Annotated in this window: 30 protein-coding genes and 1 tRNA gene; 10 read left to right on the top strand and 21 right to left on the bottom strand. The window is 60.9% G+C overall.

What is annotated here, in order from left to right; translation table 11 throughout:
- Positions 1-169 precede the first annotated feature (169 nt).
- The gene (gene phaC / locus ABJ363_14535) at positions 170-1,984 is read left to right on the top strand and encodes a class I poly(R)-hydroxyalkanoic acid synthase (protein MEP4380214.1); all 1,815 of its coding nucleotides are present in this window, start codon (positions 170-172) and stop codon (positions 1,982-1,984) included.
- A gap of 205 nt (positions 1,985-2,189) precedes the next feature.
- Here phaC and ABJ363_14530 read toward each other — a convergent pair whose 3' ends face one another.
- From ABJ363_14530 to ABJ363_14520, 3 genes are all read right to left on the bottom strand, one after another.
- The gene (locus ABJ363_14530) at positions 2,190-2,741 is read right to left on the bottom strand and encodes a gamma carbonic anhydrase family protein (GenBank protein ID MEP4380213.1); all 552 of its coding nucleotides are present in this window, start codon (positions 2,739-2,741) and stop codon (positions 2,190-2,192) included.
- Between the two features lie 104 nt (positions 2,742-2,845).
- Entirely contained in the window at positions 2,846-3,784 is a 939-nt protein-coding gene (gene argC / locus ABJ363_14525) for an N-acetyl-gamma-glutamyl-phosphate reductase (protein ID MEP4380212.1), read from the bottom strand.
- Between the two features lie 53 nt (positions 3,785-3,837).
- Positions 3,838-4,224 (bottom strand): ester cyclase, encoded by a 387-nt coding sequence (locus ABJ363_14520; protein MEP4380211.1) that lies wholly within the window; start codon positions 4,222-4,224, stop codon positions 3,838-3,840.
- Between the two features lie 261 nt (positions 4,225-4,485).
- On the opposite strand from ABJ363_14520, the gene ABJ363_14515 reads away from it, so the two are divergent.
- Positions 4,486-5,871, top strand: a complete 1,386-nt coding sequence (locus ABJ363_14515; GenBank protein MEP4380210.1) for a DUF3179 domain-containing (seleno)protein — start codon at positions 4,486-4,488, stop codon at positions 5,869-5,871.
- 78 nt (positions 5,872-5,949) lie between these two features.
- Here the strand turns inward: ABJ363_14515 and rpsI are convergent, their stop codons facing one another.
- Positions 5,950-6,456 carry a 30S ribosomal protein S9 gene (gene rpsI, locus ABJ363_14510; GenBank protein ID MEP4380209.1) on the bottom strand — a complete coding sequence of 169 codons (507 nt, stop codon included), beginning with the start codon at positions 6,454-6,456 and terminating at the stop codon, positions 5,950-5,952.
- Complete coding sequence (gene rplM / locus ABJ363_14505) at positions 6,453-6,923, bottom strand: 50S ribosomal protein L13 (GenBank protein ID MEP4380208.1); 471 nt, start codon at positions 6,921-6,923, stop codon at positions 6,453-6,455. Before rplM ends, rpsI begins: the two co-directional genes overlap by 4 nt.
- A gap of 291 nt (positions 6,924-7,214) precedes the next feature.
- On the opposite strand from rplM, the gene ABJ363_14500 reads away from it, so the two are divergent.
- The 5 genes from ABJ363_14500 (at position 7,215) to ABJ363_14480 (ending at position 11,062) form a co-directional block, all read left to right on the top strand.
- Positions 7,215-8,069 (top strand): enoyl-CoA hydratase, encoded by an 855-nt coding sequence (locus tag ABJ363_14500; GenBank protein MEP4380207.1) that lies wholly within the window; start codon positions 7,215-7,217, stop codon positions 8,067-8,069.
- A 3-nt stretch (positions 8,070-8,072) separates the two neighbouring features.
- Entirely contained in the window at positions 8,073-8,504 is a 432-nt protein-coding gene (locus tag ABJ363_14495; GenBank protein ID MEP4380206.1) for a CoA-binding protein, read from the top strand.
- 10 nt (positions 8,505-8,514) lie between these two features.
- Entirely contained in the window at positions 8,515-9,003 is a 489-nt protein-coding gene (locus ABJ363_14490) for a CoA-binding protein (GenBank protein MEP4380205.1), read from the top strand.
- A gap of 137 nt (positions 9,004-9,140) precedes the next feature.
- Positions 9,141-10,457 carry an O-acetylhomoserine aminocarboxypropyltransferase gene (locus ABJ363_14485; GenBank protein MEP4380204.1) on the top strand — a complete coding sequence of 439 codons (1,317 nt, stop codon included), beginning with the start codon at positions 9,141-9,143 and terminating at the stop codon, positions 10,455-10,457.
- A 20-nt stretch (positions 10,458-10,477) separates the two neighbouring features.
- The gene (locus ABJ363_14480) at positions 10,478-11,062 is read left to right on the top strand and encodes a hypothetical protein (protein MEP4380203.1); all 585 of its coding nucleotides are present in this window, start codon (positions 10,478-10,480) and stop codon (positions 11,060-11,062) included.
- A 59-nt stretch (positions 11,063-11,121) separates the two neighbouring features.
- Here ABJ363_14480 and ABJ363_14475 read toward each other — a convergent pair whose 3' ends face one another.
- Both ABJ363_14475 and cutA read right to left on the bottom strand, forming a co-directional pair.
- Positions 11,122-11,613 carry a YtoQ family protein gene (locus ABJ363_14475; GenBank protein MEP4380202.1) on the bottom strand — a complete coding sequence of 164 codons (492 nt, stop codon included), beginning with the start codon at positions 11,611-11,613 and terminating at the stop codon, positions 11,122-11,124.
- A gap of 319 nt (positions 11,614-11,932) precedes the next feature.
- Entirely contained in the window at positions 11,933-12,283 is a 351-nt protein-coding gene (gene cutA, locus ABJ363_14470) for a divalent-cation tolerance protein CutA (protein MEP4380201.1), read from the bottom strand.
- Between the two features lie 207 nt (positions 12,284-12,490).
- Between cutA and ABJ363_14465 the strand changes: the two genes are divergently transcribed.
- The gene (locus ABJ363_14465; GenBank protein ID MEP4380200.1) at positions 12,491-12,706 is read left to right on the top strand and encodes a hypothetical protein; all 216 of its coding nucleotides are present in this window, start codon (positions 12,491-12,493) and stop codon (positions 12,704-12,706) included.
- Positions 12,707-12,813: 107 nt separating this feature from the next.
- On the top strand, positions 12,814-13,275 hold the full coding sequence (locus ABJ363_14460) for a hypothetical protein (GenBank protein ID MEP4380199.1): 462 nt from the start codon (positions 12,814-12,816) through the stop codon (positions 13,273-13,275).
- A gap of 21 nt (positions 13,276-13,296) precedes the next feature.
- Here ABJ363_14460 and ABJ363_14455 read toward each other — a convergent pair whose 3' ends face one another.
- The 11 genes from ABJ363_14455 to ABJ363_14405 all read right to left on the bottom strand — a co-directional run bounded on the left by ABJ363_14455 (position 13,297) and on the right by ABJ363_14405 (position 22,110).
- Positions 13,297-14,295 carry a hypothetical protein gene (locus tag ABJ363_14455; protein MEP4380198.1) on the bottom strand — a complete coding sequence of 333 codons (999 nt, stop codon included), beginning with the start codon at positions 14,293-14,295 and terminating at the stop codon, positions 13,297-13,299.
- A 162-nt stretch (positions 14,296-14,457) separates the two neighbouring features.
- Positions 14,458-14,862 (bottom strand): response regulator, encoded by a 405-nt coding sequence (locus ABJ363_14450; GenBank protein MEP4380197.1) that lies wholly within the window; start codon positions 14,860-14,862, stop codon positions 14,458-14,460.
- Positions 14,855-17,446 carry an ATP-binding protein gene (locus tag ABJ363_14445; GenBank protein ID MEP4380196.1) on the bottom strand — a complete coding sequence of 864 codons (2,592 nt, stop codon included), beginning with the start codon at positions 17,444-17,446 and terminating at the stop codon, positions 14,855-14,857. Before ABJ363_14445 ends, ABJ363_14450 begins: the two co-directional genes overlap by 8 nt.
- Positions 17,447-17,571: 125 nt before the next feature.
- A tRNA-Pro gene (locus ABJ363_14440) sits at positions 17,572-17,648 on the bottom strand.
- 48 nt (positions 17,649-17,696) lie between these two features.
- Positions 17,697-18,146, bottom strand: coding sequence for a MerR family transcriptional regulator (locus ABJ363_14435; protein MEP4380195.1), 450 nt, complete (start codon positions 18,144-18,146; stop codon positions 17,697-17,699).
- A 9-nt stretch (positions 18,147-18,155) separates the two neighbouring features.
- Complete coding sequence (locus tag ABJ363_14430; protein MEP4380194.1) at positions 18,156-18,533, bottom strand: integration host factor subunit alpha; 378 nt, start codon at positions 18,531-18,533, stop codon at positions 18,156-18,158.
- Positions 18,534-18,655: 122 nt separating this feature from the next.
- Positions 18,656-19,633: a beta-ketoacyl-ACP synthase III gene (locus ABJ363_14425; protein MEP4380193.1), complete on the bottom strand. Its 978-nt coding sequence runs from the start codon at positions 19,631-19,633 to the stop codon at positions 18,656-18,658.
- A complete protein-coding gene (gene plsX, locus ABJ363_14420; protein ID MEP4380192.1) occupies positions 19,633-20,679 on the bottom strand; it encodes a phosphate acyltransferase PlsX in 1,047 nt (348 codons plus the stop codon). Before plsX ends, ABJ363_14425 begins: the two co-directional genes overlap by 1 nt.
- A gap of 42 nt (positions 20,680-20,721) precedes the next feature.
- Complete coding sequence (gene rpmF, locus ABJ363_14415; protein ID MEP4380191.1) at positions 20,722-20,907, bottom strand: 50S ribosomal protein L32; 186 nt, start codon at positions 20,905-20,907, stop codon at positions 20,722-20,724.
- A 127-nt stretch (positions 20,908-21,034) separates the two neighbouring features.
- Positions 21,035-21,550 (bottom strand): YceD family protein, encoded by a 516-nt coding sequence (locus ABJ363_14410; protein ID MEP4380190.1) that lies wholly within the window; start codon positions 21,548-21,550, stop codon positions 21,035-21,037.
- Entirely contained in the window at positions 21,547-22,110 is a 564-nt protein-coding gene (locus ABJ363_14405; GenBank protein MEP4380189.1) for a ubiquinol-cytochrome C chaperone family protein, read from the bottom strand. Before ABJ363_14405 ends, ABJ363_14410 begins: the two co-directional genes overlap by 4 nt.
- Positions 22,111-22,231: 121 nt before the next feature.
- Between ABJ363_14405 and bamE the strand changes: the two genes are divergently transcribed.
- Positions 22,232-22,678, top strand: a complete 447-nt coding sequence (bamE, locus tag ABJ363_14400) for an outer membrane protein assembly factor BamE (GenBank protein ID MEP4380188.1) — start codon at positions 22,232-22,234, stop codon at positions 22,676-22,678.
- 93 nt (positions 22,679-22,771) lie between these two features.
- On the opposite strand, the gene ABJ363_14395 is transcribed toward bamE, so the two are convergent.
- The 3 genes from ABJ363_14395 to ABJ363_14385 all read right to left on the bottom strand — a co-directional run bounded on the left by ABJ363_14395 (position 22,772) and on the right by ABJ363_14385 (position 26,773).
- Positions 22,772-24,895, bottom strand: coding sequence for a sodium-translocating pyrophosphatase (locus ABJ363_14395; GenBank protein MEP4380187.1), 2,124 nt, complete (start codon positions 24,893-24,895; stop codon positions 22,772-22,774).
- 169 nt (positions 24,896-25,064) lie between these two features.
- Positions 25,065-26,258, bottom strand: a complete 1,194-nt coding sequence (locus tag ABJ363_14390; GenBank protein ID MEP4380186.1) for an MFS transporter — start codon at positions 26,256-26,258, stop codon at positions 25,065-25,067.
- Positions 26,259-26,320: 62 nt separating this feature from the next.
- The gene (locus ABJ363_14385; GenBank protein MEP4380185.1) at positions 26,321-26,773 is read right to left on the bottom strand and encodes a hypothetical protein; all 453 of its coding nucleotides are present in this window, start codon (positions 26,771-26,773) and stop codon (positions 26,321-26,323) included.

Raw genomic sequence — 26,773 nt, 5'->3', positions numbered from 1 at the left:
GTTGCCGCGTCTACTCGCTTGATATTTTGTGCAGTGCAACATAGTTTCAGCCTGCACGACGCAAAATATACTTGCACGAGAATCATTTACCCCGTCCAACTGCGTTGGATCAAGCGTTTCACAATGACTGCGAAACGCAAAAAGCTTTGAAGTTATAGAGGATTGGCGGATGGCGGATCAACAGAATGCAGACAATGCCGGCAAACAACCGTCGGATCCCGAAGCCCTTGCCGACTCGATGGCCAAGATCGCGGAGCGCAGCCAAACGCTCGTGAAGGCCTTCATGTCGAACCAATCCAGCAACATGGGGATGGCAGATCCGATGAATGTGGGATCCGCCTTCATCGAGCTGACCCAGCGCATGATGGCCAATCCCGCGCATCTGATGCAGGCCCAGTTCCAACTCTGGCAGGACTATATGAGCCTGTGGCAGAGCACGACCCAGAAGATGATGGGCGCGGAGGTCGATCCCGAACATACGCCGGAACGCGAAGATCGCAGGTTCCGCGATTCCGAATGGGATGAAAGCGTCGTTTTCGACTACATCAAGCAGTCCTACCTGCTGTCGTCGCGCTGGCTGACCAACACCGTACGCGACGTCGAGGGCCTCGACGACAAGACCGCCAAGAAGGTCGATTTCTATACCCGCCAGTTCGTCGATGCCCTGGCGCCGACCAATTTTCTGATGACCAACCCGGAAGTCATCCGCGCCACGGTGGATTCCGGCGGTGAAAACCTGGTCAAGGGCCTCGAGAATCTGCTTGAGGACATGGAGCGCGGCGACGGGCAGCTGCGCATCCGCCAGACCGACGAGACGGCCTTCACCCTGGGCGAGAACATCGCGGTCACACCGGGCAAGGTCGTCTATCAGAACGACCTGATGCAGCTTATCCAGTATGAGCCGACAACCGAGAAGGTGGACAAACGACCGCTGCTGATCATCCCGCCCTGGATCAACAAATATTACATTCTCGATTTGCAGCCGAAGAACTCGTTCATCAGCTGGTGTATCCATCAGGGGCTGACCGTGTTCGTCGTTTCCTGGGTCAACCCCGACAGCAAGCTTGCGAAGAAATCCTTCGAGGACTACATGCTCGAAGGCCCGCTCGCGGCCCTCGACGCCATCGAGGCCGCCACCGGCGAGAAAGAGACCAACGTCATCGGCTATTGCCTTGGCGGCACCCTGATCGCCAGCACGCTCGCCTACATGGCGGCAAAGAAGGACAAGCGCTTTACCACGGCCACCTTCTTTACCGCGCTGACCGACTTCACCGAACCCGGCGAGCTGGGCGTATTCATCGACGAGGAACAGCTCGATTCCCTCGAGGACAAGATGGAGGAAGAAGGCGGCGTGCTCGAAGGCGCGTCCATGGCGAGCACCTTCAACATGCTGCGTGCGAACGACCTGATCTGGTCCTTCGTGGTGAACAATTATCTCCTCGGCAAGGAGCCCTTCCCGTTCGATTTGCTCTATTGGAACTCGGACTCGACGCGTATGCCGGCCGAGATGCACAGCTTCTACCTGCGCAAAATGTATCAGGAGAACAAGCTGATCGAGCCTGGCGGTGTCGAGCTCAACGGGGTGCCGATCGATTTGTCAAAAATCGACCTGCCGGTCTTCATGCTGTCGACCAAGGAAGACCATATCGCACCGTGGAAATCGACCTATGCGGCCACGCAGATCTACAAGGGCCCGGTGAAGTTCTGCCTCGCGGGCTCGGGCCATATCGCCGGCGTGGTCAACCCGCCGACGGTCGAGAAATACGGCTACTGGACGGCGGCCAAGAACCCGGCCGACCCGGACAAATGGTTCGAGAGCGCCAAGGAAAATCCCGGCTCATGGTGGCCCGAATGGCGCAAATGGCTGGCCAAGAATGCCGGCGGCCAGGTCGACGCCCGCGCCCCGGGCGATCAGAAGCTCAAGGTGATCGAGGCCGCGCCGGGCAGCTACGCGAGCCTGCGTCTCGACACGGAAGAGAAATAGCACCACACGCCGCTGAGATGCCCGGATCAAGTCCGGGCATGACGGTTCTTGGATCGGTTCGGGCTGGTTAGAAACCCGCCCCTACAGCGAGCGAATAAGAACGTAGGCGCGGGCTTGGTTTTGCCTGGCGGGTTAGAAACCCGTCCCGACAGCGAGCGAATAAGAACGTAGGGGCGGGTCTGCGACCCGCCCGTGCAGGTGTGACCTACTTCGCGCCGTTGCCGGACTTGATGTGGTTCTGGGCCAGTTCGCAGTAAGTCGCGACGGATTCCGGCCAGAAATCGAGCTCCGCCTGGCGCAGCTCGCGCAAGGGTTTGGCCGGGATGCCCGCCCACAGCTCACCCGCCTTCACGACCTTGCCCGGCGAGACCACCGCGCCGGCCGCAACCATCGCACCTGTCTCGACGACCGCGCCGTCGAGGATCACCGAGCGCATGCCGATGAAGCAGCCCGACTGGAGCGTGCAGGCGTGGATCAACGCCGAATGACCAATGGTGATGTCGTCGCCGATATGGGTCGGCATCTCGGCCGTGCCGTCCGCGCGCGGTCCGTTCACATGGATCACGGTGCCGTCCTGGATGTTGACCCGTTCGCCAATGCGGATCGGCGCGCCATCGCCACGCAGGACGCATGAGTACCAGACGCCCGACCCGGCGCCGATATGTACGTCCCCGATGACGGCGGCGTTGTCGGCGATGAACACGTCGTCGGCGATGGTCGGCGTAACGCCGAGATAGGGTTTCACGGGGTTGGTCATGCTTGCATTCCTTTGCATTCGCTCGTTTCAGGCACCCTTAGCCTGCCAAAGGGTGCGGGTGCCGTCTCATGCTTCGACAAGCTCAGCATGAGGTCTTGTTGGTTTTAAAGCCCTTTGCCTTCTCCGGCGCCAATCAGCAGGTTCAGCGTCTGGACGGCCTGTCCGGATGCCCCTTTTCCCAGATTATCGATCACCCCTGCAACCACGGCCTGCCCCGTCCGGTCGTTATGGAGCACATGGAGGCACAATTCGTTGGTGTGGTTCAACGCTTCGGGATCAAGCGTGGTCACATCTTCATCCAGAGGGGCCACCGTGACAAACCGCTCGCCCGCATAGTGATCCGACAGCACCGCGTGCAGGTCACCCGCCGTCGGCGTAGCCGGAAGATGCCAGAGCGCCAGGGGCACCTGGACCAGCATCCCCTGCCGGTATCGGGCCACACTCGGTACAAACAGCGGCGCGTGGCCCAGGCCCGACCAGCGCTGGATCTCCGGCACATGCTTGTGCTGCAGCCCCAGCGCATAGCTGTAGACGACCGAATCCGTATGGTTGTCCGCGCCCGGGTCCTCGAACGCGGCGATCAGCGACTTGCCGCCGCCGGAATAGCCCGACACGGCATTGATCGAGACGGGATAGTCCGCCGGCACCAGTCCCGCCGCGACCAGCGGATGCAGCATGGCCACAGACGTAATCGCGTAACAGCCGGGGTTGCTGATCCGTGTGGACGCGCGCATCACGTCGCGATGGTTCTTGTCATACTCGGGGAACCCATAGGCCCAGCCGTCAATCGCCCGGTGTGCGGTCGAGGCGTCGATCACCACCGTGTCGCCCTCGACCATGGCCACGGCCTCGCGCGCGGCATCGTCGGGCAGGCACAGGATCGCCACGTCGGCCGCATTGAGCGCGTCCCGACGGGCCGCAGCATCCTTGCGCGCATCCTCGCCCAGATGGATGAGCGAAATGTCGTCGCGCGGCGAGAGCCGTTCGTTGATCTGCAGGCCGGTCGTCCCGACCTCGCCATCGATGAAAACTTGCGTGGTCATGTTGCACCTGATTAAGCGTGTCGGACTTATACCGAAATACGCGCAAATGCGAACTAGAACATGCCGTTCGGGTTGGCGGAGGTTGCGGGAATAATCTGCAACACGTCCCAATGCTCGACGACCTTTCCGGCTTCATCGAACCGGAAGATATCGATCCCGGCATATTCCTGGTCGCCGGGCCATACCTGATGACAGTGAAGGACGACCAAGTCGCCCTCGGCCAGCGCGCGCTTGAAGTGCACCTGTTTGCCCGGATATTCCTCGCGCATCCGCTCGAAATAGTCGATGAAGGCCTCCTTGCCGTCTCCGACCTCCGTATTGTGCTGGATGTAGTCGTCGCCGACATAAATCTCGACCGCCTCGCGCGGCTTGCCCTGGTTGAACATCAGGTCATAGAAGTCCATCGCAGCCTTTTTGTTCTGATCGGTGGCATCGGTCATCTGTTCGTTTCCTGTCTGCACCCGGGTATAGCGATATCATATCGTCAAAATCGGAAGCTCCACACCTTCGGGACCGTCATGCGAAGCGTAACACCGCGCCATGTCCGAGAATATTCCGTCACAATTTGTCACCGGATTCTCATGCAGTCGTGACTGGCAACGCGGGCTTTCGTCACCCAAAACATCACAATAGAGTTCGTTAGGTTCCTCGGTTAAGGCTCGCACGTCCGCGACACGAACAAGCCCGTGAAAGGTTCAGCCATGGCGTCGGCTCGTAACGTCCCATCCCGCATTTTCCTGATTATAACCCTCGCCACGCTTGCACTGCTCCCGGTCAACGCTTTGCGCGCACAGGAAAAGCCATCATTACCGGACTATGTAATCGAGGATTTCGGCACGCCTCCCGCGGTACCGGAAGGTGCGCTGTCCGAAGCGCTTCAATCGGCCGTGACGGTCGCCTTTGTCGAAAGCATGGAACGAACAAGCTGGCAGGAAGCGCAGATCAACGCCCTGGACGAAATCATCGAGGCCAATGACCCACGGATCGCATGGCTCATCGCGGACCTGATGCGGTTTGCACCCAGTCGCCAGTTGAATTCTGATCTTGCCGAAGCGGCCTCGCGGTTACTGGGCATCGCGCCGCCAACCAGCAACCATTGGGGCGTCGTCACCGACCATCTCATTGCCTGGGATATCCCGGCACCCCCGGACTATTTGCGCTTCAAGCGCGCCATATTCACGACCCTTGTCCCGGGCTGGGATAAAATCTTCGTGCCCGGCGATATCGACTGGCGGCACGTCTCATGGGGCGGCGTGCTGATCGACGATCGCGCCTACAACGAGACCCTCAAATCGTGCAATTGCATTCCCGCAGCAGACAACCCCGAAACGAGCAGTGCTGAAGACGCCACGTGGCTCAAGGACGAGGATATCGTTTTCGGTATCGGGGTGAACGGCGCGTTTCGGGCCTACCCGCGGCGAATCATGGAAGTACGCGAAATGGTCAACGACACCTTGGGAGGGCGCGATCTGGGAATTCCGTACTGCACCTTGTGCGGATCGGCGCAGGCCTATTTCACCGACCGGCTGCCCGGCGGCATCGAACGCCCGGTCCTGCGCACGTCCGGCCTGCTCATCCGGTCCAACAAGGTGATGTACGACGTCAATACATTCTCCGTGTTCGACACGTTTCTCGGCACCGCGGTGACCGGGCCGCTTGCCGAGAAGGGTGTCAAACTCCCGCAGGCCAGCGTCGTGACCACCGACTGGGGCAGGTGGAAGAAACGACACCCCGAGACGACCGTTCTGCTTGAAAAATACGCGCTCGGTCGCGACCCCGACTTCCGCAATGGCCGGGATGCCGACGGCCCCATCTTCCCGATCGGCAATGTCGATCCCCGTTTGCCGGTGCATGAGGACATCATCGGCGTGCTGACGGCTTCGGGAAAACCAGTGGCGTTCCAGCGCAGCCGGGCACTCGTGGCATTGAAAAGCGGTGACGAGATCGCCTTCGAGAATGTCCGCCTGCATCTGGAGGCGGGCGGCATCAAGGCCGTCGATGCGAACGGCGATGATCTGGGAAGTCACGAAGCATTCTGGTTCGCCTGGTCGCAGTTCCATCCTCAGACCGTGCTTTGGGAAGACTGAAAGCGGCCACACCACCCACCAAAGAAAACGGCGCCCCCGGGAACGGGGACGCCGTAAACTTTTCCGAGAACGTTGCGCCTAGCGCTTCGAGAACTGGAAGCTGCGTCGGGCTTTGGCGCGACCGTATTTCTTACGCTCGACGACGCGGCTGTCACGGGTGAGCATGCCGACCTTCTTGAGGATCGGCCGCAGTTCAGGTTCGCGCAGCATCAGCGCCTTGGAGATACCGTGGCGTACGGCGCCGGCCTGGCCCGAAAGCCCGCCGCCGGTCACCGTGCAAACGATGTCGTACTGGCCGAGCCGGTCGGTAACCTGGAACGGCTGGGACAGAACCATCCGCAGCACCGGGCGGGCGAAATACACTTCGCCCGAACGGCCATTGACCGTGAGCTGACCCGAGCCCGGCTTGATCCAGACGCGGGCAACCGCATCCTTACGCTTGCCGGTCGCATAGGTGCGGCCCTGCTCGTCGATCTTGGGCTCGACCTGAACCTGGCCCGTGGCCTCGGCGAGTGCTGCGGCGGCAGCTGCAATAGCGGTATCGCCCGCGGCGGTTTCTTTGGTGTTCTGGGTTTCGTCGGTCATGCCGCGCCACCCCTCTTGTTTTTGTCGTTCATGGAAGCGAGATCGAGCACCTGAGGCTGCTGGGCCTCATGGGGGTGTTCGGCCCCGGCGTAAACTTTGAGCTTGCGATATTGCTCGCGACCCATCTTGGTCTTCGGCAGCATCCGCTCGATCGCCTTGCGGACGACCACATCGGATTGCGGGCTGTCGAGATACTTCTCGGCCGTGCGCGCCTTGATGCCGCCCGGATAGCCGGTGTGCCAGTAATAGGTCTTGTCTTCGCGCTTGTTGCCGGTCAGCCGGACCTTGTCGGCATTGATCACGACGACATGGTCGCCACAATCGATGTTCGGCGTGTACATCGGCTTATGCTTGCCGCGCAGGCGCATCGCGATGATCGATGCCATACGGCCGAGCACGACGCCTTCGGCATCGATGATCCACCACTTGGCTTCAACCTCGCTGGGTTTCGCTGAATATGTCTTCATGGCGCTGGCCACCTTCTCCTGATATCTCTGTCTCGTGCGCTTCGGCGTGTCATTTGCCGCGAACGAGATGCCGCCACCGGAACCACAATGGTTCGGGCAGCGGCGTCAGGGTTCTATGGCACCGGATTGGGGATGTCAAACCAAATTATGTGTTTTACTGCATAGGCTTACGAGAGCGGTATTATAATACCTAACACCTGACAGACTCTTGAACAAACCCGGTCCGGGAGGCACATTGCCTTCGATTGCGAACCGGCCCATGTTCCGCACACAACCCGCAACGGACCCGCCATGAGCGACACGCAAACGATCGAAAAAAGACCCGCAGACGCCGGTCCCTTCGTCCAACGCACCGACAATGATGGTGCAGACGGCGTGACCTGCCTGACCCTGAACCGGCCTGACAAACTCAACGCCTTGTCGGAAGGCATGCTCGCGGCCCTGCAGGCCGAACTGGATAATATCGCCGCGAACCGAAGCGTGCGCGTGGTCGTGCTTACCGGCAACGGCCGTGCGTTCTGCGCCGGGCACAATCTCAAACAGATGCGTGCGAATTACAGCCTCGAATATCAGCAGGCGTTGTTTGCGACCTGTTCGACGATGATGCAGTCGGTCTTGCGCCTGCCCCAGCCGGTCATCGCCAAGGTGCGCGGGCTGGCGACGGCGGCGGGCTGCCAGCTGGTCGCGACCTGCGACCTGGCGGTCGCGGCCGATACGTCCAGGCTCGCGACGTCGGGCATCAATGTCGGCCTGTTCTGCTCCACCCCCGGCGTGGCAGTCGGCCGCGCCCTGCCCCGCAAGCACGCGATGGATCTGCTGCTGACCGGCGATTTCCTCGAAGCCCCGCGCGCGGCCGAGATCGGCCTGATCAACCGAGCGGTGCCCGAAGAAACGCTCGACGAAGAGGTGGCCGAACTGGCCGCCAAGCTCGCGCGCAAGAGCGCCCATGCGCTGGCACTCGGCAAACAGGCGTTCTATCGCCAGCTCGAGATGGGCATTACGGATGCCTATGCGTTTGCGGGCGAGGAAATGGCGCGCAACATGATGGACCGGGACGCCGCCGAGGGCATCGATGCGTTCATCGAGAAGCGCGATCCCGAATGGGACCAGGGCCCGCGCCACGATCCAGGTTCAGAGGATGACTAAGAGATGAGCGACTTTTCCTATTCCGACGATGTGCTGCGAAACCTGTTCGATGAGGTAAAGACCATCGGCATGGTCGGCGCAAGCCCGCGCGGCGAAACCCGGGCCAGCTGGCGCGTCATGCGCTACCTGCAGAACGAAGGTTACAAGGTCTACCCGGTGAACCCGGACGCGCTGGGCCAGGAAATCCACGGCGAGAAGGTCTATGGCTCGATCCTCGACCTGCCGGAGAAGGTCGATATGGTCGATATCTTCCGCCTGCCATGGAAGGTCGTCCCCGTCGTCGACGAGGCGATCGAACTGGGCGTGCCCTACATCTGGATGCAGCTGAAAGTCATCAACGAGGAGGCCGCGGCCAAGGCCGAGGCGGCCGGTGCCACCGTGATCATGGACCGCTGCCCCGCCATCGAATTGCCCCGCCTGCAGGCGGCGGCCTAGGAAAAGACACATGAGCGATTTGTACTATCCCGACTGGCAGATCCGCCGTGTGCTGCGCGATACGGACGTCATCGCCATGGTCGGCGCCAGCACCAACTGGAACCGTCCCAGCTACTTCGCGATGAAATATCTCCAGGAAAAGGGCTACCGGGTGATCCCCGTGAACCCGCGCGCCGCGGGCGAGACCCTGCTCGGCGAGGAGGTCTATGCGAGCCTCAAGGACATCCCGGTGCCGATCGACATGGTCGATATCTTCCAGCGCTCCGACCGGGTGCCGCCGGTGGTCGATGAGGCGATCGAGGTGGGCGCGAAGGTCATCTGGATGCAGCTGACCGTGCGTCACGACGAAGCGGCGAAGAAGGCCGAGGATGCGGGCATGACCGTGATCATGGACCGCTGCCCGAAGATCGAGTTCGGCCGCCTGACCGGCGAACTCGGCTGGAGCGGCATCAACACCAAGGTGATCACCTCGCGGCGTTCGCGCCAGATCAGGGCCTGAACGAGGATTACTCACACATGCGTCATGCCCGCGCAGGCGGGCATCCATAAACGCGGACGCAAGCCAGGGCAGATGCCTGAGTTTATGGGTTCCCGCCTTCGCGGGAACGACGAACCGAAAAGGCGAAGGACATCAAAATGACCGACAACCGCAACGACATGCGCCCGCCCGGCTTCGAGACCCTGGCCATCCACGCCGGGGCCTCACCCGACGAGAAGACCGGCGCGCGCAATGTGCCGATCTATCAGACGACGGCCTATGTGTTCGACGATGCCGACCACGCGGCTTCGCTCTTCAACCTGCAGACCTTCGGCTACATCTATTCGCGACTGACCAACCCGACGGTGTCGGCCCTTGAGGAAAAGGTCGCGGCGCTGGAAGACGGGCGCGGTGCCGTCGCGTGTGCCAGCGGGCATGCGGCCCAGATGCTGGCGATGTTCGTGCTGATGAACCCGGGCGACAATTTCGTCGCCTCGCGCAATCTCTACGGCGGCTCGGTTACGCAGTTCTCGCACACCTTCAAGAAGTTCGACTGGCATGTGAATTTCGTCGACCCGGCCGATCCGGAAAATTTCCGCAACGCCATCGACGAGAAGACCAAGGCGATCTTCCTCGAGGTGCTGGCCAACCCGGGCGGCATCATCGTCGACCTGGAGCCGATCGCCGAGATCGCCAGGGAGGCCGGCATCCCGCTGATCGTCGACAACACGATGGCGACGCCCTATCTCTGCCGCCCGTTCGAATGGGGCGCGGATATTTCAATCCACTCGATGACCAAGTTCCTCGGCGGCCACGGCACGTCCATGGGCGGCGTGGTGGTCGAGAGCGGGCATTTCGACTGGGCCCAGAACGACAAGTTCCCGTCGATGACCGAGCCCGACCCGGCCTATCACGGCCTCACCTTCTACGAGACCTTCGGCGACTTCGGTTTCTCGACCAAGGCCAAGGCGGTCGCGCTACGCGATCTTGGCCCGACCCTGGCCCCCCAGAACGCGTTCAACATCCTGACCGGCATCGAAAGCCTGCCCGTGCGCATGGACCGGCACCTGCAGAACGCCCAGGCGGTCGCGGAGTTTCTCGAAGGCCACCCGGCCGTGGCGTGGGTGTCCTATGCGGGCCTCAAATCGAGCCCGTATCACGCGTTGGCGAAGAAATACCTGCCCAAGGGCCCCGGCTCGGTCTTCACGTTTGGATTGAAGGGCGGCTATGAAGCGGGCGTGCGCGCGGTGGAGAGCGTCGAGCTGCTGTCCCATCTGGCCAATCTCGGCGACACGCGATCCCTGATCATCCACCCGGCCTCGACCACCCACCGCCAGCTCACCGAGGAACAGCAGATCGCCTCGGGCGCGGGCCCGGACGTGGTCCGCCTGTCGATCGGGCTGGAGACGGTCGACGACATCATCGCCGATCTGGATCAGGCGCTGAGTTACGCGCAAGAAAAGGCGGCGGAGTAGGCTTCAACAGGACAACACCGATGCTGCCGCCCGAGATAGAAAGCAGGATATTCAAGGATTTACGCACCTGCGCGTTGAATTATCGCCATGGTGCCGAAGGCAACCCTACGTGGACAACCAGAATCGCACACGACATTTGTCGGCACGGCGAAGAAGCTGGTTACTGGGCTGCTGCATTGCGGTTTAAGCCCAAGTATCAACGCATGAACAGTATCCGAAACGAATGGCTCTTCGACGCTGTGTGGTTGAAATACATCGGCGAGAATCTGGTATCGATCCCTTTGGCGATGGAATGCGAGTGGGGAACTGACTCGGAGATCGACGATGATTTTCAGAAGTTAATCGTTTCCCGAGCAAGTTTGAGAGTCATGGTCTTTGGTGACCGCAACCTCAAGAACGACACCACCGCAGAAAGACTTTGGCTAAGCGCAAAGCTTTTCGAAGAGAGCGCAGGCGACCGATATCTGCTCGCCGGCTTCGAGAACCTCGAGGACGGCTGGACGTTCTATCGGTTCACAGTCGGGGAAGGCTTGGAGAAATGCGATGCTTTTGGACACGCAACATCCGAACCCGCCCAGTTCAGATGGAACACCATCAAAAACTAAAGACCGCGCCACCCTGAGGTGACGCGGCTTCCTAAACTCAATCTACTGAAGCGTAATACCTACTCCGCAGCCTCGGCCTTGTACCACTGGCCGGGCATGCCGCCGTTGATGGCGTAGGCCAGCGCCTGGACCACCTGGAACGGCTCGCGGGCCACGCCCTTGGCTGCGGCATCCACTTCCTTCAGCGCATGATCATGCTCGGGCGGGTGCAGGGTGATGATCGGCTTGCCCATCGCCGACGCGTAGCCGGCGTCGAAGGCCGCGTTCCACTGTTTGTATTTCTCGCCGAACCGCACGACGACCACGTCGGCCTGCTCGATCAGCGTGCCGGTGCGGATGGAGTTGAGCATCGCACCCTTGTGGTCGTGCCAGAACTTGTCCGGCTCGGGACCGAAGACCGCGACGCCGCAATCGTCGGAATCGTCATGCTCGGTGATCGGGGCGGCGAAGGTGACCGGCAGGCCCGCCTCGGCGCAACCATTCTCGATCTGCTCGCGCCAGTCGGAATGAATTTCCCCCGACAGATATATCTTCCAAACCTTGTCGTTCATGGGTCTTCCCCCGCATATCCAGTGAATGTGATGGCTTGGCCCGGTTATAGCAAACACGCTGCCGTCTCGCGAATCCCGCATTGTCCGTGATGAAATACCCGGGTCAAGCCCGGGTATGACCTGAATCGTTCGAGTTATTGATTTCCCCCAAAGACCGTCATGCCCGCACTTGTTGCGGGCATCCACGGCCCCCTGCCCTGCGGAAAACCTTCACATGAAACAACGACGTGGATGGCCGGAACAAGTCCGGCCATAACGAATGTGTGTCGGGCATCGGCGTTTTCCAGAGACCGTCATGCGCGGACTTGATCCGCGCATCTCAGGATCTGTTCGCAGTGCTTTCCGCCACAATCCAGTCGAAATATTCGCTATTGCCACCCGCCAGCGGAATCTCGACCACGCAAGGCACGTCATAGCTGTGCAGGGCCTTTACGCGCGCGGTCAGCGCCGGGACGTTCACCGCGGCGGTCTTCAAAATCAGGACGGTCTCCGACCCGTCCTCCACCGCACCTTCCCACCAGTAGATCGAGTGCATGCCGTCGATGATGTTGGCACAGGCCGCCAGCCGCGCGCGCACGACCGTCTCACCGATCTGTCGCGCCTCGTTAACCGAACCGCAAGTCACGTAGACCATGCTGGCGGCTGAACTTGGCCGGGATTCTCCGGACATTTGGGCCTTTCCGGACGGATGCTTGGCGTGGGCGACATTGTACACTACGATCCGCCACATCGGCAGCCACGCGAACGCGCTGCACCGATGGGGAAGATTATGGCGGTCAGCAAGAATTTCACGGCCCGGAACGCGGCGCAGACCAATGTCGTCGCGCTACAGCCCCATCGTCCCCGCGGCGACCGGAAGACCGCACCGCGCGGCAATCTGAGCGGCGCCCAGCGCGCCTGGCTGACACGCGGCCTCGAACAACCTGGCGGCAAACTGCCCCTGTTCGACCGGGACGGTCAGAGAATAAGCGACCGCACGGTCCGCAGTTGCATCCGTCACGGCTTTGCCGAACCCTGGTTCGACAACCCGATCAAGCCCGACTGGCTGGTTTGCCGCCTCACCGACAAGGGGCGCATCGCGCTGGCCGGTTGACGGACTATCGCGGCGCTAACCTTTCGGAAACCGCGAACCGTTAACCTGCGGCCTGTGAGTATGCCCATGCGTCAATACGCGGGCAGAGGCTGAAACGGTTGCAGCGCATGTCATCGCAAGACACGACACCCGATCCGTCCCCGGACCTGGAAATGGACCCGGAAACGGATCCGGAGGAACAGGATTTCTCGCCCTCGGAGAACCTTGCGGACCCCGAACTGCGCAAGCTGTGTGCGGCCGCATTGGCCGAATGGAAAGACCAGATACCCGAGGAAGAACGCGCCTGGACCAACGTCGACGAAATCGTCCTCGAGGCGCAGGTATTGTTGATGTGCGAGGCGATCGCCGATCGGCAGTTGCAGAACCGTCGCCTCGAAAAGGCCGTCGCGGAAGTCGGCCAGGCGCGCCGCGATGAAGTTGTCATACTGGTTCGAAAGCGGTTGTTCGAGAAAGACGAGTATCTGACGCGGCTGCGCCGTGTGGAGCCGTTTTTCCGACAGTTGATCAAGGGCGAGATGAACAGGTCGGTGACCCGACCGGCGAAGATCAACAAAACAGCAAAATCCTGATCGGTGCCGTTCGCGCCGGCGCTACCAGGTCATCACGCCGCCGTATTTGAGGTCGGGCGCATCGTCTTCTTCCGAGAACATCAGCACCCACTCATCGACCGGCATGTAGCGCGCCGCCAGGAAGCGATACAGATCACGTACCCGCTCGACGAGGTTGAATGTCTCCGGCTGACGCGGGTCGATGCCGCCCCAGAACTCGATGGGTTCGTCCCAGGCCGACATGCGGCGGTACAGATCATTGCGTGAACTGCGGATGAACGCGCAGGCACCGTCGAAATCCGCGAACAGGGCCTCCAGGTCGGTCAAGCGCGCATCCACGTCGCCCAGAATTTCGTGGAGCGTCTTCACCGGGATGGGCAGTAGCCGCATTACCGGCTCAAACTCGCCCGATACGCTCATTTCCTTGGCGTGCATCTTCCGGATCGCGGTGACCACGGCTTTCACCCGGCAGATGGCCAGATGCTTGTCGCGCATGGATTCGATGAACGCAAACTCGGCGATCAGGCCATCCACCAGTTCGGTCGGATCGCCTTCGATCTCGATTTTCTCATTCAATGCCGCGATCGCGCCGTCGCGTTTGGACTCCGCATTCGCGGCCTCGTAGGCCGCGTCGATCTCCTTGACGTCGAGAATGGCCGGCGCGCCGCCTTCATGCCATGTCACGATCGCCAGATTGATCCGCCGGCGCGCGCGTTCCTCATGGACCGCTTCCGGGTCCCATGAGGCGTCGCCGGTGAGAACCTCGACGGGCACGGCATCGCCCGGCTTTATCGCCGAGACGAACTCCAGGCTCCGCGCCACTACATCCAGCATGATGCCGTCGGCGCTGTTCTTGTCGATGTGGAATTCCCGCGCGACACCCGTCAGCGTCAGGGTCACATCCTGGTCACCCATGTCGCCAACCAGCACCGGGCGTTCCTCCGGCGGGTCGGACAGGCGGAAATGCGTGTTCTCGAACGTCCGGAAAAACGCATGCTCGAACGACACGGTTTTCGGGAGCTCGACCGGGTTTTCACTCATCGCGCAGTTTTCCGCATTTCGCACATGGCAGAACGGTCGCACATAAACGTTAACGAACCGTCGCGGCGAACGAACCGGCGCGGCCGAAACCTTGAGAACGCGGGTGAAAATTGCGCCTGCAGGCAGGAATCGAACCCGGGCGCCGGGACGGCGGACCCGAATCTACGAGGTCGGGAGCAGATCGTTCAGGACACCCAGGAGTTCATCCGGCCGGAACGGCTTTCGGATGATCTCGGACGCGCCCAGCCCCTTGGCCATTTCAAGCATCATGGGCTTGCCTTCCGCATTCTCGACATGCCCGAGACCCGACATGGCCAATATCAGAATGTCGGGAAATCGGTCGCGAACGTTGCGAATGACTTCGATGCCGTCCATATGCGGCATGAAAATATCGGTGATCAGGACATCGGGAGCGGACGCGTCGAGCCGTTTCTCAAGCTCGCGACCATCGCTCGCGACCTCCACGTCGTAGCCATCCTTCAATAAAATTGCCTGCACGGTATCGCGCACCAGATCATCATCATCGATAACCAGCACCCGCGTCCTGGCGGTCCCCGCATCAATCATCTGTTTCGGCCTCCAGTTTGCGGGTCGCTCCCGCCCGATCGAGTGATTCACGAACGCGGGCGAATAGCGTCTCACGGGTAAACGGTTTCTGGATGAGATCGTAGCCGATTTCCGGCCATCCGGAACCCGCCAGCGCGTCACCCGTATAACCGGACATAAACAGCACGGGCATGTCCGGATGACTGCCCCGGACATGCCGTGCCACCTCCGGGCCCGTCACGCCTCTCGGCAAAACGACATCCGACAACAAAAGATCGAACTCCAAACCCGCGTTCAACTGGTTAAACGCCGCCACCCCGTGGCGTGCCGTCACGACGGTATAGCCCTTGGATTCAAGGCTCGCCTCGAGAAATGCGAGAACGTCCTCGTCATCTTCAATGACGAAGATCCTCTCGTCGCCCCCTCTGTTCGACATCTCTTCCGTCCGGGACAAATCATCCTCGATCGCGTCGTCCGGCACGGCGACGGGCAGATACAGGGTGATCGTGGTCCCGCCCCACTCGACGCTCGAAACCGTTACATCACCACCGGACTGGCGCGCGAAACCATAAACCATGCTCAGACCGAGCCCGGTGCCTTTGCCCGTCTCCTTGGTTGTGAAGAACGGCTCGAAGATATGCGCGGTATTCTCTGACGATATACCCAGCCCATTGTCGCGCACCGACAGCTCGACATATCTCCCCGGTGGCAATGGCGTGTCGCCCGCCCCCTGCCCCTCGCGGATAACCGTCTCGCTTGCCTCGAAGGTGATGGTGCCACCATCCGGCATGGCATCGCGTGAATTGAGCGCCAGATTCACAAGCGCGCTTTCGAGCTGGACCGGATCAATCAGCACCGGGGGCAAATCCGCCGCAACTTTCAAATCCAGCGTGACTCTGGCCTCTATCGTGCGCTCAAGAAGAGCAAACACGTCGGCGATGGTTTCCCGGACATCGACGACAACAGGTTGCAGGTTCTGGCGCCGCGAGAATGCGAGCAGCCGTTGGGTGAGATCCCCGCCCCGCTCGGCAGCGCGCAGAAGATTGCGCAGCAGTGTCCCGGCGACCGGATCGTCCGCAACATGATCCGCAAGCAGCGAGGCGTTCCCGAAAACGACCGTCAGAAGATTGTTGAAATCATGTGCAATGCCACCGGTAAGCTGCCCGACCATCTCCATCTTCTGCGATTGTTGCAGCTGGGATTCCACACGCCGCTGTTCGGTCACGTCCTGGGTCAGGCAGCCAACACCCGAAATATCGCCATGCTCATCCTTGATCGGAAATCGGATATTCCACAGCTCGAGTTCAGTCCCGTCGGCACCGGGAAACCTCTGAAGGCCCTCGGTCATTTCCCCGGTGGCCAGGACATGCCTGTCGAGCCGATCCACCTGCGCGGCGTTTTCCGGATCGACAAGATCGAAGATACTTTTCCCGACACGTTCGTCCCCCGTCAGGCCATGCACTTGGTCGTATACCGGTCCCACCGCCAGCCGAATCCGCATGTCGCGGTCCTTCAGGACGATGCCGCCAGGTAGGTTCTCGACGATCGCGCGAAAACGACCCTCGCTCTCGATTCGGGCCTGTTCGGCGCGCTTCAACTCGCTGACATCAACGAAACTCACCGCCGACTGACCACCCCGCGTGATTGTCACCCGACGGCGAATCCAGACATCACCCTCATATTCGTCCACGTTCCAGTCCGCCGCGAGGCGGGTGTTCTGGGTGATCCAATCATCGATTTTTCGTTCGCCGGTTTCGACCGACCTGGGTTGCCGTCCCGCCTTGATCAATTCGGTGCGCGCGGTGCCGCGCTTCAGCAAGGTCGCGGGTATCCGCATCAGGTCGGCATATTGTGTGTTCCAGGCCAAAAGCCGGTCGTCCTTGTCAAACATCGAGAATGCTTCCGTCGTATTGGAAATCTCGAGCCAGGTATCACGTTCCGACTGGAAATCCCGGCGCATCTTCGCGTTCCGGAATCGTTCGGTGATCACCGCGCGAATGGCCTTGTTGTTGATTCCAACGGCACCAATCATCGCGACCATGTACAGCAGTGAGACCGACGCCAGTGCCAAATCCGTGGTCGTCCCCAGCGACGCAAACGCCGCCGTGTTGGGCAGCAGGACGCCTAGAACATAAGCCGTTCCTGCCGGGCGCAGGGCGGAAAGCGTTGCCGTTCCTCCCGCCGCCATACCGGCAATGACTAAGAAAACAAAGGTCTCAAAAGGCGCCGGAAGGGTTATGTACACCACGAACGCCAGCGCGCCCCACAGGAGACCCGAGGTAAATCGCCAGACGATCGCCTCGATGTTCGTCGGGGGCGTTTTACGGTCGAGAACCGCGCGGTCGGTAAACGGGCGCCAGCGCATCCAGTTCGCGGTGGCCAGAATGATCTGTGCGATCGTCCAACCAAGCAGAATATCGACGGAGAGATGTCTCCAGAGGACAGCCGACACCACCAATGTCACACCGATGGTTGCCGCCGCGCCAATCCCCTGACGACGGGAAAACTCGTGCACGAGTTCGCCGTGCATCCGTTGACGATCGACTTCGGTTTCAACGCCGCCGACGGGGTCTTCGGGATCGATGCCAAGGGACGTCGTCGTCATACTTCCGATTCCGTTCGCGCGACGCCGTCTCGTCAATTTGTCGGCGCCACAGATTCCAAGGCGGTTCAACTGACAAGCGGGAATGCGACCAGCCGATCATTGCCAAACCAGCGATGTGAGACAATTGGTCGGGACGGCAGGATTCGAACCTGCGACCCCCACACCCCCAGTGTGATGCGCTACCAGACTGCGCTACGTCCCGACCGATCGGCGGGACTATAGAGACTTACGTTTCGGGATTGAAGCCCGTCTAGCGTGCTGAATCGAGAAGTTTGCGAACCGCCTCGAGTTCACCGAGAACCGATTTCAATTCCGCGCGTTGGTCGTCGGAAATGCCGGCCGCAGCGGGTGCCCGCGGTGCCGCGGGCGGTGTGACGGATGGCGGGTGTACGGGCGCCGGCGTCGCGTCGGACGCCGCCGGTTTCAGGCCGCCTTCCCGCAGCAGCTTCTGCACACCCTTGATCGTGTAGCCATCATCGTAGAGAAGCGCGCGGATCGAACGCAGCAGATCGACATCTTCGGGGCGATAGTAACGGCGGCCACCGCCTCGTTTCATCGGCCGGACCTGGGTGAATTTGGTTTCCCAGAACCGCAGGACATGCTGCGGCACATCAAGCTCGGTCGCGACTTCACTAATCGTACGAAATGCCGCGGCAGACTTGCCGCCGCGGCGCACTGACAGATTTCCGGTGTCGGTCATCCGTCCCGCTTAGTAAGAGGTGTCGGGTTCCGGAATCCCGCCACCCGGCGCGAAGCTCGGGGCGGATACCGGTTCCGTGGTTGTCCCCGGATCGTCGTTATCGTCGTTGATCCGCTTCTTCAGGACATGGCTGGGCCGAAACACCAAGACCCGGCGTGGCAGGATCGGCACTTCCTCACCCGTCTTCGGGTTACGCCCCATCCGCTGGCCCTTCTGGCGGACCTGAAAACTGCCGAAAGACGAGAGTTTGACCATCTCACCCCGGATCAGCGCGTCCGACATTTCAGCCAGCACCGATTCCACGAGATCAGCGGATTCGTTCCGCGACAGCCCCACTTCCTGGTAGACGGCCTCCGTCAACTGCGCGCGCGTAATCGTGTCATTCACCGCCTACTCTCCCACCCGTTTTTCGGTTTTGAAGACGGTACAGCGACAGCAGAAATGCGTCAATATCAAAGGATTGCTTTGATTGGTTAATCTAAAAAATTGATTCTGCGCGGTTGACGCCGCTACCAGCGCACGATTCCCGACCCCCAGGTCAGACCGCCACCCATGGCCTCAAGCAGGACCAGGTTCCCCTCCTGAATGCGCTTGTCCTCGACCGCGACGGAAAGCGCCAGCGGAATCGATGCCGCCGATGTGTTGGCGTGCTGATCGATCGTTACCACGACGCGCTCTCCGGTTATGCCGAGCTTGCGCGCCGTACCATCGATAATCCGCCGATTGGCCTGATGGGGGACAAACCAGTCGATTTCTTCGGCTTTCAGCCCCGTAGCCTCCAGCGCCTCGACGGTTACGGCAGCCATCTTCGTGACCGCGTGCTTGAAAACCTCGCGGCCCTCCATGCGCAAATGCCCGACCTGTCCGGTGGAGGACGGGCCGCCGTCCACATAAAGCAAATCATGCAGCCGGCCATCGGAATGCAGATGGGTTGAAAGAATGCCACGATCCGCGCTCGTCCCGTCGCCCTCGGCCGCTTTCAGCACCACGGCCCCCGCGCCGTCACCAAACAGTACGCATGTGGAACGGTCTTCCCAGTCGAGAATATTCGAGAATGTCTCGGCGCCGATCACCAGGGCGCTTTCGGCCTGCCCGACCTTGATGAAATTGTCGGCCGTCGCCAGCGCGAATACAAAGCCCGAGCACACCGCCTGAACATCGAACCCCATGCTGCCATTGGCGCAGCCCAGCTTCGATTGGACCACCGTGGCGGTTGCGGGAAAGGTCTCATCGGGTGTCGAGGTCGCGACCAAGATGATATCGATATCGTCCGGCCCCATGCCCGCAGCGGCGAGCGCACGTTGTGCTGCTGCGGTTGCAAGGTCCGACGTCATCTCGCCATCCGCCACGATGTGACGTTGCCGGATGCCGCTGCGTTCCTGGATCCACTCGTCCGACGTTTCAATGCGCTCGGCGAGTTCGGCATTGGTCACCACCCGGTCCGGCAGGTAAGCGCCGATACCGGCAACTATCGATCGCCGCACCATCACGAGGCCGCAGCCTGCGGACGCAGGGAATCCAGCTCCAGCCGGTCCACCGTCGTCTTCAGAGAGGCGTTACCGCCATACTTCACCATATCGATCGCTACTCCGATGGCGGTTGCAAAACCGACGGCATCCGTGCCGCCGTGACTTTTGACGCAGACACCGTCGAGACCCAGGAACATGGCCCCGTTATATCGGCGGGGGTCGCTGCGGTTGCGCAGCTTGTCGAATGAACGCTTGGCAAAGATATAACCGATCTTAGCCCAAAACGAATTACGAAAGGTCTCACGCACAAAGGCGTTGATGAGCTTGGCCGTCCCCTCGGCTGTTTTGAGCGCGACATTGCCGGTGAACCCATCCGTCACAACCACATCGACGGCACCGGCCGGGATATCGTCACCCTCGACGAAACCGACAAACTCGCCGGGCAGGTCGAGTTCGCGCAGTAATTCCGCGGCAACCTTGAGGGCGTCATTCCCCTTGGTTTCCTCTTCCCCGACATTCAGCAGGCCGACTGTCGGATTCTCGATGCCGAGAATGGTCCGCGCGAAGACCTCACCCATGATCGCGAATTCGACGAGGTTGCGCTCGCTGAAGCGAATATTCGCGCCCAGATCGAGCATCACGGTTTCGCCCCGCAGGGTCGGAAAGAATGACGCGATCGCCGGGCGGTCGATGCCATCGAGACGCTTGAGCACGAACATCGCCATGGCCAGCAGCGCACCGGTGTTCCCGGCGGACACAACGCCGTTGGCCTCGCCCTGCTTGACGGCCTCGATCGCGCGCCACATCGATGTCTCGTGGCCATTGCGCACAACCTGCGACGGCTTGGCGTCCGCAGCGACCCCTTCGGGGGCATGGCGTATTTCAACGAATTCATCGAGGCCGCGCTGCTTCGCAACCCGCGCAGCGAGATCCTTCTCATCGCCGAACAGCAGGAAACGCGCGTCGGGATGCCGGCGCCTGGCGATATTCGCGCCCGCAACCACGATGTGCGGCGCGTCGTCGCCGCCCATGGCGTCCAGGGCGATGGTGATCTGATCGCTCAACGGGTCCGCTCTCCAGCCGGACGCGGAGTCCGGGGTTGGCCTCTAGATCTTCTCCTTGACCTCGATGACCTGACGGCCCTTGTAGTAGCCGGTCTTCATGTCGACATGATGGGGGCGATGGAACTCGCCCGTCGTCTCATCTTCGACATAAGCCTGCTGCTTCAACGAGTCGTGCGCGCGGCGCATGTTCCGTCGCGATTTCGAAACTTTCTTCTTGGGTACAGCCATCTGATTCCCTTTCGCGGGAAGTATAAATTATCTGAGCATGCCGGGGGGCGGCTGCTAATTATCCAAAAATGCACCGCTGGGCAAGCGAATCGCAAGTTTTCTGAACGAAAACATTGGTGAATGCGAATTATTTTTTGTCGTCATCACGCAATGCGGCCAGTGCGGCGAAGGGTCCGGAAGGTTTACCCGCCTCGTCATCGACCTCCTCGAACTCGGCGTCCGGCGCGCGCGGATAGGGGTCGAGCGCCAGGGAAAGGTTCTGCACAATCAGGTCGCCGACCTCGATCTCGTCGTCCACAATGGGCTCAACGGGGTCTTCGTCGTCACCCTCATCTTCCTCGAGTCGGGCGGAAAACCGCTGATAAACACGCACATCGATATGCTGTGCAACCGGCTCGAGCGTGACGACGCAAGCCTGAACAATGTCCGCCAGAATGCGCCCGACCAGGTTCACGTCACCCGTGAGATCACGAAACAATTCCAGTTCCGCCGACAGGCTCTCGATGGACAGGATGTCGAGGCGTTCGGCGATCGCGGCGCATTCGACCGCATCCACGTGGATTTTCTCGACCTGACGCTCGGCGGCGGACAATTCCACAATCGAGATGGATCGCAAAAGTTCTGGTGTGACGGTCTCGGTCATGCTGCACCGACCCCCGGCGCGACACCGGCGCCTGTCTCGGGCTCAGGAAACACCGGGCGGGCTTCCCACAACGCGTCGGGTGCGCAGCCGTCGACGGCATCGCGGGCGCAGCGCACATACGCGATCATCGCCGCCACCTCGCCATCCGTGGGTTCGGTGCTGGCGTATAGGTTGCGGCGCAGGGCGGCGGCCATCTCGGCATCGCCGGCGGCCAGGCCGCGCTCATAGGCAGAGATACGTCCGTGCAGATTGCGCGCGAGTTTCTTCATCCGCTTGCCGATCCCCATGTCGCCGAGCCCCACTTCGCGCAACGCAACATCGAAATCGTCGAAAATCTGATCGTGCAGGGTCTGGGCAATGCGCGGCCCCTGGCCCCCGGCCCGTTTCAGGCGGCGCAGCAATATGTACGCATGCAGACAAACCATCTCGTATCGACCGAGCATGGTGTCGGGTACGCCATAGGTCGCATAAAACGCCGGACGCCGCGCTTGGTCGATAACGACCGCGAGCAGGCGTGCGGCCAATTCCCGCCGCTGTTTGCGTTCTCGAATCCAGTTCATCATGTCAGTTTGAGCATCGGATTTTGCTAATCTCCGGACCGGTTGACACGGCGAAACGGCGGGTGCCATCGTCTTGCCCGATCTGATCCATTGCAACGCGAACTGCGGAACTGTCTGCCCGATGAAATTGTTTGTCCGACACGGTCGTATCCTTGTCTTGCTCGCGGCGCTCAGCGCCTGCGCGCCCATCGTCAATGTGCGCGGCCAGGAACCGGACCCCGACGCGCTTGCCGCGATCGAACCCGGCGAAACCAGCCGCCGTGACGTCCAGCAAACGCTGGGCAGCCCGTCGACCGAAGGCGTCTTTCGCACGAATATCTGGTACTACATGTCCGAGCGGACGGAAACCGTCGCGTTCTTCGCACCCGAGCTTCTCGAGCGAAAGATCGTCGCCATTGTCTTCAACGATCGTGATGTCGTGGAAGATGTTTTCACCTACACCGAGAATGACCGCCGCGAGGTCGAACTCGTCAGCCGGGTGACGCCGACCGCCGGCAACGAGTTGTCGTTGATCCAGCAATTGTTCGGCAATATCGGCCGCTTCGCGGGCACGGGCGGCGGCCCGTAGAGACCCGCAGCTACGGCCGCGCCGGAGAAACCCACCCAACAAAAAACCCCCGCGGCATATGCCCCGGGGGTTTTTCGTCAAATTTGTTTGCGCCTAGAGGTTTGCCAGCACGGCCAACACCAGGAGCGCCACGATGTTCGTGATCTTGATCATCGGGTTCACAGCCGGACCGGCGGTATCCTTGTAGGGATCACCAACCGTGTCGCCGGTAACCGCCGCGTGGTGCGCGTCGGATCCCTTGCCGCCATGATTGCCGTCCTCGATGTACTTCTTGGCGTTGTCCCAGGCACCACCACCAGCAGTCATGGAAATCGCGACAAACAGACCGGTCACGATCACGCCCAGAAGCATCGCACCCAGCGACGAGAAGGCCGCCGACTTGCCCGCGATCAACAGGATGATCACAAACAGAACGATCGGTGACAGAACCGGCAGCATCGAGGGGATAATCATCTCCTTGATCGCCGCGCGCGTCAGCATGTCGACACACTTGCCATATTCCGGCTTGCCCGTGCCTTCCATGATGCCCGGGATTTCCTTGAACTGACGCCGGACCTCAACCACGACCGAACCCGCCGCACGGCCAACGGCCGTCATGCCCATGGCGCCGAACAGGAACGGCAACATGCCGCCCACGAACAGGCCAACAACAACGTAGGGATTGGTCAGCGAGAAGTTGAGCACGACACCCTCAAAATACGGATGCGCCGTCGATGTGGAGATGAAGAACTCCAGATCAGACGTGTAGGCCGCGAACAGAACCAACGCACCCAGACCGGCCGAACCAATGGCATAGCCCTTGGTCACCGCCTTGGTGGTGTTGCCGACCGCGTCGAGGGCATCCGTCGTCTTGCGGACATTCTCGTCAAGCTCCGCCATCTCTGCGATGCCGCCAGCGTTGTCCGTCACCGGACCGTAGGCATCGAGTGCGACAACCATGCCGGCCAGCGCCAGCATTGCCGTCACCGCGATGGCGATGCCCAGAAGGCCCGCCAGCGAGAACGAGACAATGATCGCAGCGCAGATGATCAGCGCCGGGACCGCCGTGGCCTCCATCGAGATCGCGAGACCCTGAATCACGTTCGTACCGTGACCCGTGGTCGACGCCTGCGCAATCGAACGCACAGGACGATACTCGGTGCTCGTGTAGTACTCGGTCACCCAGATCAGAAGTCCGGTCACAACCAGTCCGACGACGGCGCACAGGAAGATGTCCATTCCAGAGAAGGATGCCTTGGCAACATCAACCTGGGCATCGAAACCGATGACCCAATCGGTAACGATCGCCACGCCGATGAGCGAGAGAACCGCCGACGCCACGAAACCCTTGTAGAGCGCGCCCATGATGTTCTGGCTTTTGCCGAGGCGCGTGAAGAACGAGCCAATGATCGACGCAATGATGCAAACGCCGCCAATTGCGAGCGGATAGACCATCATCGAGTTCAGCAACGGATTGCCGGCCAGGAAGATCGAGATCAGCACCATGGTCGCCACGATCGTGACCGCATAGGTCTCGAACAGATCGGCTGCCATGCCCGCGCAGTCACCAACATTATCGCCGACATTGTCCGCGATTACTGCCGGGTTGCGGGGGTCATCCTCGGGGATACCCGCCTCGACCTTGCCGACGAGATCGGCACCGACATCCGCACCCTTGGTGAAGATACCGCCGCCGAGACGCGCGAAGATCGAGATCAGTGAGGCACCGAAGCCAAGCGCAACCAGCGCATCGATCAAATCACGACCGCCGGCCTTGCCCTGCTGCTCAAGCCAAATCATGAAGCCGAAATAGCCGGCGACGGCCAGGAGCGCGAGCCCCGCGACCAGCATGCCGGTCACAGCACCGGAACGGAACGCCACCGAAAGGCCTTCCGCCATACTGCTGCGCGCCGCCTCGGTGGTGCGAACATTCGCGCGCACCGAGATATTCATGCCGATGTAGCCGGTGATTCCCGAAAGAACCGCACCGATCAAAAAGCCGAGCGCGACGGTCCAGCCGAGAAGGAAAAACAGGATCACCGCAATCACGATGCCGACCAAGCCGATGGCACGGTACTGCCGGTTGAGATATGCCGACGCACCTTCCTGAATGGCAGCTGAGATTTCCTGCATCCGTTCGGTACCCGCGCTTGCCGCAAGAACCGAGCGGGAAGCCCAGATGCCGTAGAGGACGGCCAAACCGCCACATGCGATGGCGAACCAGACGATGGGAGCCATTGTGAATATCCTTTGGTTTCTAAGTTATTGGGCCACGTGAGCGAAGACGGCGAATGCCGCACTGCGGAGCCGAATCACCCGGGCCCGTAAAAGCGGCGGGAACATGCCAAAAAGGCGGCTGCATGGCAACCGCGACAAAAGACTGTGAATCTGGCAATTGCCCCGCTGATCAGGCGGTGACTGCCCTGCGGTGCCCGCGCAGCCAGAACACCGCGATGACGACCATGACCAGAAGCGGCGCCGATGCCATGTTCACGGCGAAGAAGCCGAGGGTCTGGTAGACCACGCCCGCCGCCAGCGAACACACGGCGACGGTCCCGAACACGAACAGGTCGTTGATGCCCTGGACTTTTGCCTTTTCCGCCGGCGTATAAGTGCTGAGGAGCAAGGTCGTGCCGGCGGTGAACATGAAGTTCCAGCCAACCCCGACCAGTGCCATCCCGACGCGCAGATGAATGATCGAATCTCCGCTGAAGTTTACGGCCAGGCACACCACCGAGATGACTGCACCCGCAAGGATGATGTTCAGGTCGCCATATTTCTTGATCAACCAACCGGTGATGAACCCCGGCGCGAACATGCCCAGCACGTGCCACATGATGACGTTGTTGATGTCGAGCTGCCCGAATGGGTGGGTCGGATGGAGATGCATGAAAATCGGTGTCGACAGCATCACGAAATTCATCACGCCGTAGCCGATCATCGCGCTCATCAGTGCCACGATGAAGGCGGGCTGGGAGGCAATTTCACGAAGCGGCCGGGTGGGACCGCTGCGTTCCTGTTCGGAGGGCGGCGGAATGTCCGTGATCAACAACAACAGGACCATCAGGCCCTGCAGAACCAGGATGATGGCGAAGACACCGCCATACAGGATCGGCCGGATCATGTCGTAGCCCAGCGACGACAGGCTGGGACCGACCAGCCCGGCAAACACGCCGCCTGCGAGCACGAGGCTCACGGCGCGAGCCTTGAAACTCTCGTCCGCTGCATCCACGGCCGCGAAGCGAAACTGTTGGTTGGCGCCGGCGGATATGCCGAACAGCGCCGAACCAAGGCAAAACAACAGGAAGCTCTGATCCAGCAACGCGTAGATCATCAGCGCCGCACCGACCGACCCGATCGCCAGGAAGACAATGAAGCCGCGGGCACGGCCGATCCTCTTCATCAGCAGCGCCGCCGGGACGGTGGACATGGTCATGGCGATAAACTGGAAGGTGATCGGCACCGTCGCCCAGCCCGCATTCGGCGCGATGGTCGCACCGATGATGGAAGAGACGGAGAAGATGAGAATCATCTGCGTCTGACCGAAGGCCTGACACATCGACAGAATGGCAACGTTGCGGGAACCGGTTTTGAGCATCATGGCGCGAACATCCGGCATGCCAAATAAAAACACAAGGCTTTGCTGTGAATAGCAGCCCTGCGTCAGCCGTCTTTCAATTCAAGGTCCTTGCGCAGCACGTTTTCGACAAACACATCGACCACGACTTCGGCGCCCAATTCGCGAGTCGCCGTGCTTCGCATCCGACGCTTTACGGAATCCAACGAGATATCGATTCCCTTGCGGCGTTCCACCAGCGCATGGAGGTCCCGCAGCATCGCGTCGCGAAGCCGGGAACTCGCAGCCGATACGACGGACCGCTGATCGGCATTGGCGATCTCAATGGTCAGGGCTGCCGTGTACAGGCCTGCCACCGCGTCATCCTGGAACAGGGTCACGGTGATGGTGTCGAGGCGCACATAGTGACGTTCCTGAATCTCGAGTGGTTGTACTTTCGGTTTCGCTGCCGTCGGCTCCGGCTTTTTCTGGCCGAGAAAGAAGACCGCACCGCCACCTGCGAGCAACAGAACCACCACGATGATGAGAATCTTTTTCAT

It is taken from the genome of Alphaproteobacteria bacterium (genome assembly GCA_039980135.1).
GTDB lineage: Bacteria > Pseudomonadota > Alphaproteobacteria > UBA6615 > UBA6615 > UBA8079.
The sequence above is the reverse complement of the archived record's forward strand: the minus strand, read 5'-3'. Positions and strand labels throughout refer to the sequence as shown.

Bases quoted from the DNA above. Each gene is read 5' to 3' on its own strand.
- argC (MEP4380212.1), bottom strand. From the start codon at position 3,784: ATGACCACGCAAGTTTTCATCGATGGCGAGGTCGGGACGACCGGCCTG.
- ABJ363_14435 (MEP4380195.1), bottom strand. From the start codon at position 18,146: ATGACCGACACCGGAAATCTGTCAGTGCGCCGCGGCGGCAAGTCTGCC.
- phaC (MEP4380214.1), top strand. From the start codon at position 170: ATGGCGGATCAACAGAATGCAGACAATGCCGGCAAACAACCGTCGGAT.
- ABJ363_14450 (MEP4380197.1), bottom strand. From the start codon at position 14,862: ATGATTGATGCGGGGACCGCCAGGACGCGGGTGCTGGTTATCGATGAT.
- ABJ363_14490 (MEP4380205.1), top strand. From the start codon at position 8,515: ATGAGCGATTTGTACTATCCCGACTGGCAGATCCGCCGTGTGCTGCGC.
- ABJ363_14520 (MEP4380211.1), bottom strand. From the start codon at position 4,224: ATGACCGATGCCACCGATCAGAACAAAAAGGCTGCGATGGACTTCTAT.
- ABJ363_14500 (MEP4380207.1), top strand. From the start codon at position 7,215: ATGAGCGACACGCAAACGATCGAAAAAAGACCCGCAGACGCCGGTCCC.
- ABJ363_14480 (MEP4380203.1), top strand. From the start codon at position 10,478: ATGCTGCCGCCCGAGATAGAAAGCAGGATATTCAAGGATTTACGCACC.
- ABJ363_14460 (MEP4380199.1), top strand. From the start codon at position 12,814: ATGTCATCGCAAGACACGACACCCGATCCGTCCCCGGACCTGGAAATG.
- ABJ363_14410 (MEP4380190.1), bottom strand. From the start codon at position 21,550: ATGACCGAGACCGTCACACCAGAACTTTTGCGATCCATCTCGATTGTG.
- rpsI (MEP4380209.1), bottom strand. From the start codon at position 6,456: ATGACCGACGAAACCCAGAACACCAAAGAAACCGCCGCGGGCGATACC.
- ABJ363_14485 (MEP4380204.1), top strand. From the start codon at position 9,141: ATGACCGACAACCGCAACGACATGCGCCCGCCCGGCTTCGAGACCCTG.
- rplM (MEP4380208.1), bottom strand. From the start codon at position 6,923: ATGAAGACATATTCAGCGAAACCCAGCGAGGTTGAAGCCAAGTGGTGG.
- ABJ363_14425 (MEP4380193.1), bottom strand. From the start codon at position 19,633: ATGGTGCGGCGATCGATAGTTGCCGGTATCGGCGCTTACCTGCCGGAC.
- ABJ363_14385 (MEP4380185.1), bottom strand. From the start codon at position 26,773: ATGAAAAAGATTCTCATCATCGTGGTGGTTCTGTTGCTCGCAGGTGGC.
- ABJ363_14495 (MEP4380206.1), top strand. From the start codon at position 8,073: ATGAGCGACTTTTCCTATTCCGACGATGTGCTGCGAAACCTGTTCGAT.
- ABJ363_14445 (MEP4380196.1), bottom strand. From the start codon at position 17,446: ATGACGACGACGTCCCTTGGCATCGATCCCGAAGACCCCGTCGGCGGC.
- ABJ363_14475 (MEP4380202.1), bottom strand. From the start codon at position 11,613: ATGAACGACAAGGTTTGGAAGATATATCTGTCGGGGGAAATTCATTCC.
- cutA (MEP4380201.1), bottom strand. From the start codon at position 12,283: ATGTCCGGAGAATCCCGGCCAAGTTCAGCCGCCAGCATGGTCTACGTG.
- ABJ363_14455 (MEP4380198.1), bottom strand. From the start codon at position 14,295: ATGAGTGAAAACCCGGTCGAGCTCCCGAAAACCGTGTCGTTCGAGCAT.
- ABJ363_14515 (MEP4380210.1), top strand. From the start codon at position 4,486: ATGGCGTCGGCTCGTAACGTCCCATCCCGCATTTTCCTGATTATAACC.
- ABJ363_14405 (MEP4380189.1), bottom strand. From the start codon at position 22,110: ATGAACTGGATTCGAGAACGCAAACAGCGGCGGGAATTGGCCGCACGC.
- bamE (MEP4380188.1), top strand. From the start codon at position 22,232: ATGAAATTGTTTGTCCGACACGGTCGTATCCTTGTCTTGCTCGCGGCG.
- ABJ363_14395 (MEP4380187.1), bottom strand. From the start codon at position 24,895: ATGGCTCCCATCGTCTGGTTCGCCATCGCATGTGGCGGTTTGGCCGTC.
- rpmF (MEP4380191.1), bottom strand. From the start codon at position 20,907: ATGGCTGTACCCAAGAAGAAAGTTTCGAAATCGCGACGGAACATGCGC.
- ABJ363_14390 (MEP4380186.1), bottom strand. From the start codon at position 26,258: ATGATGCTCAAAACCGGTTCCCGCAACGTTGCCATTCTGTCGATGTGT.
- ABJ363_14530 (MEP4380213.1), bottom strand. From the start codon at position 2,741: ATGACCAACCCCGTGAAACCCTATCTCGGCGTTACGCCGACCATCGCC.